The following is an 8,769-nucleotide window of genomic DNA, read 5'->3' on the forward strand; positions in this document are numbered from 1 at the left end:
GAACTGTGGCTTTTCGTTTGCCGTTTATTTCGGCTTTTATCGGTTTAGTTGCATTGCACAGGAAGGACCCGTGGTATGCATGATGTGATTATTGTTGGCTCGGGTGCAGGTGGCGCGAGTTGCGCGCTGACCCTAGCCCAAGCGGGACTAGATTGCCTTTTGATAGAAGAGGGTCCCGACATTCAAGATTCTTCTCTTCCTATAAGTCAGGCTGAGTCGTTCCTTCGTTACTGGCGAAACGGGGCTTTTACCGGATCACACTTTGGTTCGCCTCAGCTTTCATATGCAGAAGGCAAATGCGTTGGCGGTTCTACAACTATTAATTCTGGAATCCTTCAAGGTATTCCTGCTCAAGCGAGAAAGCTTATGGCTGGGGATGGAGTGGGTGCTTTCGAACAGAACTTTTATGAAAGGGCCGAGGCTGAGCTGCTTTCACTATTACCAGTTGAGTATGATCAAAATCGATCTCTATCTAATCCAACTGGTCTTCTTGTAAATGTATTAGAACGTATGGGGCACGACGCAGTTCATCTTCCACGTTGGACTAAGTCATGCGTAGCAGAGAACCGTTGCTCTGTCCTTTGTCCTCGTAATGCCAAACCTGGAGCAAAAGGAACTTTCCTCTTACCATTTATAAGAGCAGGCGGGCAACTCGCATGTGACACGCGTGTCGAACGATTTAAGGTTATCAGCGGTGGTATCCAGTTATCGGTTCGCGATTCTGGGGGAGAGTTCAAAACTCTACAGGGGCGCCGCTTAGTGATAGCAGCTGGCGCCACCCAGACGCCGCACCTACTAATCCGCTCGCGGAGCGTTGGCAAAATTCTCGGAACTCACTACAGGCTTGGCATCCACCCAACGCTAAAGATCAATGGGTTTATGTTGTCAGAAAAGCCAGACTTCCTGGGTAACCGCTTGCCATTGGCAGCATCATCTACGGCTTACCCCAATTACCGTATTGGCGGGGGCATAATAAACTCGGAAATTTACCGCTATATTACCGCTACAGTCGGTGACTCAAAGTATTTAGACTCGCGAAGCTTCTTCAGTTACTATGTTATGGGCCATAGTGACTCTCACCTAGACATGCGCTATTGGCCATCATTCGATACGCAATTGACTAGATCAAGTATCGGGCCTATAGACCGCTATTCCATAAAGGCTGGCTCCGCTCGGTTTATTGAAGCTATCGCTTCATTCGGTGTGAGCCGCTTCATGATCCAGACTGCCCAAGGAACTCTCTCATTTAATGATGCGGAAAGCGCCTCACGTTTCGTCATTGACGAATTCAACAGCTGCCTACTTAGTACGGTTCACATTTTTGGTTCTATGGAGAAACGTTACTTTGACACCCACTATGGTCGACCGTTTGTCGAAGGTACAGACGGAAAGGTGGTCCTAAGCGACGCAACTTTACTGACGCGGCCTCCGGGAGTAAATACTCAGTTAGGAGTTTTGGTGATTGGACGTTGGGTTGCGACAAAAATTTTGGAAAGTTTTAAAAAATGAAAAAGATTTATGTTGCAGGGGCATCAGGCTGGGCAGGTCAAGAGTTTGTAGCTTATATGCGTGGGCGCTACGCAGACGCCTCAATAATTGACCTAGGCGGGCCAATCCAAGAAAATAATCACGATCAAATTCTCGACCTGAAATATGAGCGTGCCTTTGAAGACCTGCGTGCAGTGTCTCCTGAAGATGTTCTAGTCAATTTCGCTGGGATTATCCATCCTTCAAATGTTTCAGAGTTCTTTGCAGTAAACGCCGAGGGGTTAACTCGACTCTTCACTGCGTTCGCTAAAGGTGGAGGCCTAAAGGTTGTTCATGTCTCTTCTAACTCTGTCCTCGGTTTTAACCTCGATGGGGAACCTTTTACAGGTTCCAGCGTGCCCCGCCCATATCAAGGGTATGGGATAAGCAAATTAATTGCCGAGCACTCTCTACTTCGGCTAGCAATGACTCATGGGCTTTCCTTGACGATATTGCGTGTACCTTGGTTCCACGGAGGTATGAATCCACCGATGCGACAGATCGATTTCTACCGGATGGTGCTGGCTGGAAATTTTCCCCTACCAGGACAAGGTAGTAATCTGCGTTCAGTGCTCAACGTTACTAACCTAGCCATCTCCATTGATGCACTAATTACCCGATGGATTCCCGGAATATATTGGTTAAGCGATCTTGAGTTACCCACGTTTAAAGAGTACCTTAATATTATTCAGTCAGTTGGTCTTGAAATAGGACTTCCCGTTGCTGGCAAACCGTTCGTGCGTGTACCTCGTGGTTTTTCTGCTCTTGCGCGCAGGTTTGATGCAATTTTGCAGTCCGTAGGCTTTTACAATCAAAAAATTCATGTCATTGGCGAACTCGACCAAGACATATTTGGCGATCCCAGTGAATTCCTTCTTACATTTTCGCCTGAAGGATACATACCACTCAGGAAAGCTGTGCTTGGTTCCCTTTTAGCAGCAAAAGAGCGAAACCTAATTTAAACCAATTAAATTAATCATTAGGCGGATAAAAGGGACGAAATGCAACTTTGATTAACCGTAAGAATGAGGCTGAGGATGTTTAGCATTCAAGGCTTCCTGACCTGCAAGACGAAGTTCCCCGATGAATTACAAACACATCAGCCAGATTGTAAAATTTCTGGTTCACAGTTTTATAAAAGCCCAGCACAACATCACACAGATTTCTGTACTGCTTGCACGCAACAAGTCCACGGTGTAGCGAGTTGCATCGTAACGCTGGCAGTCGGGGATTTCGACCCAAGCAAGCCTGTGAACTGGCTGCTCAGCGCTCTGAATTGAGCCGCAACGCCAGCACGCTTTCGCCTTGGTTAAAGAGTAAGCCAATGTACTTCTCAAGCTGCAATGGAGTTCTGAGCAGATTGCTGGCAAGCTGCCCGTGAGCCATGAAACGCTTTGCCTGTACGTGTATGCCGACAAGGCTCATGACGGAAACTTTTGGAAGAACCTGCGTGCCAGAAGCAACAGAGAAAACGCTACGCCAGTGGTCGTGACCGCAGGGGGCAAATCCCCAACCGCAGGCCGCTGAGCGAACGCCCGGCGCACATTGTGGGCCGCAAGCAAGTGGGTTATTGGGAATATGATATTGTCATTAGAGCCAATCACAAACAAGCCATCGTGAAGGTGGTGGAGCGCTTGAGCGGATTTGCGGTCATGGCCAAGATTTCAAACAAAAACTGCTGACTTTGTTGGCCCGGCGATCATTGAAGCGCTCAAGCCGTTTGAAGCTAGGGTTAAGACGCTGACCTATGACAACGGCAAAGAATTCACCGGGCACGCCATGATTGATGAAGCGCTGGGCAGCAAGGGCTACTTTGCCAGGCCCTTTGCCAGTTGGGAGCGAGGCTCCAACAAGAACTTCAACGGCCTGTTGCGGCAACACTTACTCAAGAAAAGATCCATGTCCACGGTCACTGATGAGAAAATTAAGATGATTCAAAACAGATTGAATAAAAGACCTAAAAGGAGATTGGGATTCAGTACGCCTGCAGAAGTGTTTCATTAATCATCATCCCATGATGCATTGGGCATTTAGATCGTCTCATCTTAAAATCGTTGGAATTTTTTGTTTGAGATATCTTTTAAATTATTTTTTGTAAAAAAGTTAGTTTTTGGGCTCATCCCATTTTTTATAATCAAGTTACGGTCTTCTTTTGCCAGATTAAAAAAATATATATGAAAACCTCCATCATCACCGGCATCACCGGGCAAGACGGCGCCTATCTCGCCCAACTCCTGCTAGAAAAGGGCTACACGGTTTACGGCACTTACCGTCGTACCAGCTCTGTCAATTTCTGGCGTATTGATGAGCTGGGGATTCAAAACCATCCCAATCTGCATTTGGTTGAATACGACCTCACAGACTTGGGCTCCAGCATTGCCTTAGTGCAAAAAGTTCAGCCTGACGAGATTTACAACTTGGCTGCGCAAAGCTTTGTGGGTGTGTCTTTTGACCAACCCAGTACCACGGCACAAATCACAGGCATCGGCGCTCTTAACTTGCTCGAAGCCATTCGATTGGTCAACACCAAGATTCGTTTTTACCAAGCCTCTACCAGCGAGATGTTTGGCAAGGTCCAAGCCATTCCGCAAATTGAATCCACACCCTTTTATCCGCGCAGCCCTTATGGAGTGGCCAAGCTTTACGCGCATTGGATGACGGTGAATTACCGCGAGAGCTACAACATTTTTGGCTCTAGTGGCATCTTGTTCAACCACGAAAGCCCTTTGCGGGGTCGAGAGTTTGTTACCCGCAAAATCACTGATAGCGTAGCAAAGATCAAGCTAGGCCAACTGAATTGCTTGGAGCTAGGCAACCTCGACGCCAAGCGCGACTGGGGTTACGCCAAAGAGTATGTGGAGGGCATGTGGCGCATGCTGCAAGCAGACGAGCCCGATACCTTTGTGCTGGCCACCAACCGTACAGAAACAGTGCGCGATTTTGTACGCATGGCTTTCAAAGGGGCAGGCATTGCAGTTGATTTCAAGGGCAGCCAAGAGAATGAAACCGCTGTGGATACTTCCACTGGCAAGACTGTGATGCGCATCAACCCCAAGTTCTACCGTCCTGCCGAAGTGGAGTTGCTGATTGGCGACCCATCGAAGGCCAAGTCTAGGCTGGGTTGGGCACCTGAAACCACCTTAGAGCAACTGTGCCAAATGATGGTGGAAGCCGATCTACGTAGCAATCAAGCAGGTTTTTCTTTTTAAATTGACCTTTTGCATAGAGTCTTAATCACTGGCATGTCCGGGTTTACCGGCCACTATTTATCCAAAGCATTAATTCATGCAGGTTACGAAGTGCATGGCGTGGGGGCTAACCCATGCGAAGATGCCAATTACCACCAGTTAGATATATCCGATGTCACGGCCATGCGTACTTTAGTAACGCAAATTCAACCTACGGTGGTTGTTCATTTAGCGGCCATTGCTTTTGTGGGTCATGCGGACTCTGAAGCCTTTTACCGCGTAAACCTGATTGGCACGCACAACTTGTTGTCTGTATTGGCGCAGTCAGCTCCCCATTTGGAATGTGTCTTGCTTGTCAGCAGCGCCAATATTTATGGCAATTGCAATGAAGGTGCATTGCATGAAAGCCAAACGCCAGCACCTGAAAATGACTATGCTGTGAGCAAATTGGCCATGGAATACATGGCTAGATTGTGGCTACCTAAACTCCCCATTGTTATCGTTCGACCTTTCAACTACACAGGGGTGGGGCAAAGCGATAAGTTTTTACTACCCAAAATTGTGAGCCATATCAAGCGCGAAGAAAAGCAAATTGAACTGGGTAATTTAGATGTCTGGCGGGACTTCAGCGATGTAAGAGCTGTTGTGGCAGCCTATGTGGGGCTGATACAAACCAAACCCATCGGACAAGTTTTCAATGTGTGTTCCGGTCAAGCAACTTCTCTGCGCCAAGTGTTAGCTATGGCTGAAGAAATGGCCGGGTACGCCATAGGGGTTGTTGTCAACCCTGACTTTGTGCGTCCTAATGAAGTGAAAGAGTTAATTGGTTGCGCAGATCGTTTGAAAACTGTTCTGCCCAATTGGCAAACCATTCCTTTGCGGGAAACTTTGGCTTGGATGCTGGAAGCGCCTTAATGGAGGTGTTGTTAGGTATTGATGCGATTAAGTACCCATTGACGGGTATTGGCAGATACGCTTATGAATTAGCCAAAGGGTTGAAATTTTCTTCTGACGTTGAAAAATTGAAATTCTTAAAAGGTGGGGCCATACAAACAAATATAGAGCTTGATAACGTAACTACCCATTTAGCAAAATGGGGTAAGTTCAACCATAGAGTCCAAAACCTGCTGGGTTCTTTGGCTCCTGTTGTACAGGCTTACCAACTTCAACTTGAGTGGCGCCAAGAGAAAGCTCTCAAACCCTATCGCCATACTATTTTTCACGGGCCCAATTACTATTTACCTAATCATGATGGCCCCTGCGTTTCAACTTTCCACGACCTTTCCATATTTAAATACCCCGCTTTTCATCCCCAAGCCAGGCGCACCTATATGGCCAAAGAACTGCCTAAAGCGCTTAAGCGTGCCGATGTCATCATTACGGACTCAAACTACACGCGCGCCGAGGTCATTGAATATTCTGGCTTTGATCCATCAAGGGTTGTCGCCATTCCATTGGCGGCCTCAGAAGAGTTTCAAACTCGTACTGAAAATGACTGTCTGGAAACACTCAGTAAGTATCAAGTGAATTACCAAGGCTACGTTCTTTATGCTGGAACTGTAGAACCGCGCAAAAACCTCATGTCATTGCTAGATGCCTATGAAGCTTTACCGACAAGCCTTCGTCAAAATACCCCTTTGGTTGTGGCTGGGTACAAGGGCTGGCGCAGTGAGGATGTTCACGAGCGACTGGAAAAAGCACATGCAGCTGGATGGGCTAAATACCTAGGCTTTGTTACAGCCGAAGACCTTCGCATTCTTTTTTCTGCTGCCAAGACGTTTGTTTATCCTTCTGTGTATGAAGGCTTTGGTCTGCCCGTTTTAGAGGCTTTGGCCAGTGGTGTTCCTGTGGTTTGCTCTGATGCCAGCAGCTTGCCAGAGGTGGCGGGCGATGCGGCTTTGATGTGCGAACATTCGGACGTTAACACGTTAACCCAACTACTTATCAAAAGCCTGGAAGACCAAGAGTGGCGTCAAACCGCCATACGCAAAGGACTTCAACAGGCTGCTACTTTTTCTTGGCAGAAAACAGTGGATAAAACCTTAGATGCCTACAAGCTAGCTGCTACTTTAAAAGGCGTTTGATTTTTCTGCGTCCTGAAATCTTTCATGCGTATCCTCCATTTTTATAAAACCTCTTTGCCCAACTCTATGGGCGGGGTTGAACAAGTAATCAGCCAACTGGCGGTGCAATCTGTCAACATAGGCATCAGTACTGATATTCTTTCGCTGACATCAAAGCAAGTGCCGCGAGTTATTGCAATGAATGGGTACACCTTACACCGCGCCAGGTTGAACTTGCAGTTGGCCTCTACGGGGATTTCCTTATCTGCTATTTGGAGATTCAAGTCCCTTGTTAAAACTGCAAATCTTGTTCACTACCACTTCCCTTGGCCTTTCATGGATGTTGTTCATTTTCTGTGCAGGGTCAAGAAGCCAACAGTTGTCACTTACCACTCGGACATCATTAGGCAAAAATTTTTATTGAAGCTTTACGCGCCGTTGATGCATCTTTTTCTGCGAAGCGTCGACCATATTGTTGCGACATCACCCAACTACCTTGCCACCAGTGATGTGCTGTATAGATATAGAAAAAAGGTGACTGTGATTCCCATAGGTTTGGATAAATCCAGCTACCCTGTTCCTACTCAGGATCTGCTGACACACTGGCAACAAAAGTTAGGCTCTAAATTCTTTTTGTTTGTGGGCGTTATGCGCTACTACAAGGGACTCCATATTTTGATGGAGGCTGCTCAGGGGACAGACTACCCTATTGTCATTTTGGGAGCAGGTCCAGTCGAACAAGAAATCAAGGATCACGCCAAAAAAAATGGGCTCACAAATATCCACTTCTTGGGTGCACTCCCTGATAAGGATAAGGTCGCTCTGTTGATGCTTTCCTACGCTGTGCTGTTTCCTTCTCACTTGCGTTCAGAGGCCTTTGGAATCTCGCTGCTTGAGGGTGCTATGTATGGCAAACCAATGATCTCAAGCGAGATTGGCACTGGGACTACTTTCATCAACATTGCAAATGAGACTGGATTGGTTGTTCCTCCAAGCGATCCCGATGCATTGAGGAGTGCCATGCGTCATTTGTGGGAAAAGCCTGAATTAGCTGCTGAAATGGGGCGCAGGGCTGAGGAAAGGTATTGGACTTATTTCACAGCCAAAAAGATGACAGACTCGTATGTTGAGCTTTATAAATCACTGTTAACCAGTTAAGCTGAAGTACATTGTTTGTCTGCTCACCCAAAATCCAACGGCAAGCCCACATAGTTCTCCGCCAGTGAAGTCGACAAGGCTTTGCTTTTCACCAGATAGTCCAGTTCGGCTTCTTGCATACGTTGACCAAAAGCACCGCTCTCAGGAAACTGGTGCATTAGCGTGGTCAACCACCACGAAAAACGCTCGGCACGCCATATGCGTGTGAGCGCACGTTGCGAGTAGGTGTCAATACCCGCATCGCTGTTTTCCTGATAGTGCTCAATCAAAGCACTGCTTAAATATTTGACATCACCAGCGGCCAGGTTTAGGCCCTTGGCGCCCGTGGGCGGCACGATATGCGCTGCATCGCCCGCTAAAAATAATCTTCCAAACCGCATGGGCTCCGCCACAAAGCTGCGCAGGGGCGCCATGCTTTTTTCTATGGAAGGGCCGGTCTGCATGCGTTCTGCCATCTCGGGGTCAAGCCGGCGGCGTATCTCGTCCCAAAAGCGCTGGTCGCTCCAGTCTTCGAGCTTGTCGTTGCTTGGGGCTTGCACGTAATAACGGCTGCGCGTCATGCTGCGCATAGAGCAAAGCGCAAAGCCGCGCTCGCTGTTGGCATACACAATGGCGTGGCTGGAAACGGGCGGCACATCGGCCAACACACCCAACCATGCGAACGGATACACCTTTTCATATTCGGTGATCGCGCTCTTAGGCACACTGGCGCGCGCCACGCCGTGAAAGCCGTCGCAACCCGCAATGAAATCGCATTGCAGTGAATGGCGAACGCCATCTTTGGTGTAAGTGACACTGGGTTGCTTGCCATCGAAATCGTGCAACTGCACATC

The 8,769-nt window shown here is 47.9% G+C and carries 7 protein-coding genes and 1 pseudogene; 7 read left to right on the plus strand and 1 reads right to left on the minus strand.

The window, feature by feature from the left end:
• Window positions 1-75 precede the first annotated feature (75 nt).
• From AC9UG7_RS10965 to AC9UG7_RS10995, 7 genes and pseudogenes are all read left to right on the plus strand, one after another.
• Window positions 76-1,509 (plus strand): GMC family oxidoreductase N-terminal domain-containing protein, encoded by a 1,434-nt coding sequence (locus AC9UG7_RS10965; protein WP_509587641.1) that lies wholly within the window; start codon window positions 76-78, stop codon window positions 1,507-1,509.
• Window positions 1,506-2,489, plus strand: coding sequence for an NAD-dependent epimerase/dehydratase family protein (locus AC9UG7_RS10970; RefSeq protein ID WP_509587644.1), 984 nt, complete (start codon window positions 1,506-1,508; stop codon window positions 2,487-2,489). Before AC9UG7_RS10965 ends, AC9UG7_RS10970 begins: the two co-directional genes overlap by 4 nt.
• A 121-nt stretch (window positions 2,490-2,610) precedes the next feature.
• Window positions 2,611-3,531, plus strand: a pseudogene (locus tag AC9UG7_RS10975) (IS30 family transposase).
• 170 nt (window positions 3,532-3,701) lie between these two features.
• On the plus strand, window positions 3,702-4,736 hold the full coding sequence (gene gmd / locus AC9UG7_RS10980; protein WP_509587646.1) for a GDP-mannose 4,6-dehydratase: 1,035 nt from the start codon (window positions 3,702-3,704) through the stop codon (window positions 4,734-4,736).
• Between the two features lie 9 nt (window positions 4,737-4,745).
• Window positions 4,746-5,630 (plus strand): GDP-mannose 4,6-dehydratase, encoded by an 885-nt coding sequence (locus tag AC9UG7_RS10985; RefSeq protein WP_509587648.1) that lies wholly within the window; start codon window positions 4,746-4,748, stop codon window positions 5,628-5,630.
• Window positions 5,576-6,799 carry a glycosyltransferase family 4 protein gene (locus tag AC9UG7_RS10990; RefSeq protein ID WP_509587650.1) on the plus strand — a complete coding sequence of 408 codons (1,224 nt, stop codon included), beginning with the start codon at window positions 5,576-5,578 and terminating at the stop codon, window positions 6,797-6,799. The genes AC9UG7_RS10985 and AC9UG7_RS10990 overlap by 55 nt, the downstream gene beginning before the upstream one ends.
• A 24-nt stretch (window positions 6,800-6,823) precedes the next feature.
• A complete protein-coding gene (locus AC9UG7_RS10995; RefSeq protein ID WP_509587653.1) occupies window positions 6,824-7,936 on the plus strand; it encodes a glycosyltransferase family 4 protein in 1,113 nt (370 codons plus the stop codon).
• Between the two features lie 23 nt (window positions 7,937-7,959).
• On the opposite strand, the gene AC9UG7_RS11000 is transcribed toward AC9UG7_RS10995, so the two are convergent.
• Window positions 7,960-8,769, minus strand: an 810-nt coding sequence (locus AC9UG7_RS11000) for a 4-hydroxybenzoate 3-monooxygenase (RefSeq protein WP_509587655.1), incomplete at its 5' end; no start/stop codon positions are given.

This window comes from Limnohabitans sp., from assembly GCF_046052765.1.
GTDB lineage: Bacteria > Pseudomonadota > Gammaproteobacteria > Burkholderiales > Burkholderiaceae_C > Limnohabitans.

Excerpts from the sequence above, each read along its gene's own strand:
- AC9UG7_RS10995 (WP_509587653.1), top strand. The coding sequence starts at position 6,824 with ATGCGTATCCTCCATTTTTATAAAACCTCTTTGCCCAACTCTATGGGC.
- AC9UG7_RS10965 (WP_509587641.1), top strand. The coding sequence starts at position 76 with ATGCATGATGTGATTATTGTTGGCTCGGGTGCAGGTGGCGCGAGTTGC.
- AC9UG7_RS10970 (WP_509587644.1), top strand. The coding sequence starts at position 1,506 with ATGAAAAAGATTTATGTTGCAGGGGCATCAGGCTGGGCAGGTCAAGAG.
- gmd (WP_509587646.1), top strand. The coding sequence starts at position 3,702 with ATGAAAACCTCCATCATCACCGGCATCACCGGGCAAGACGGCGCCTAT.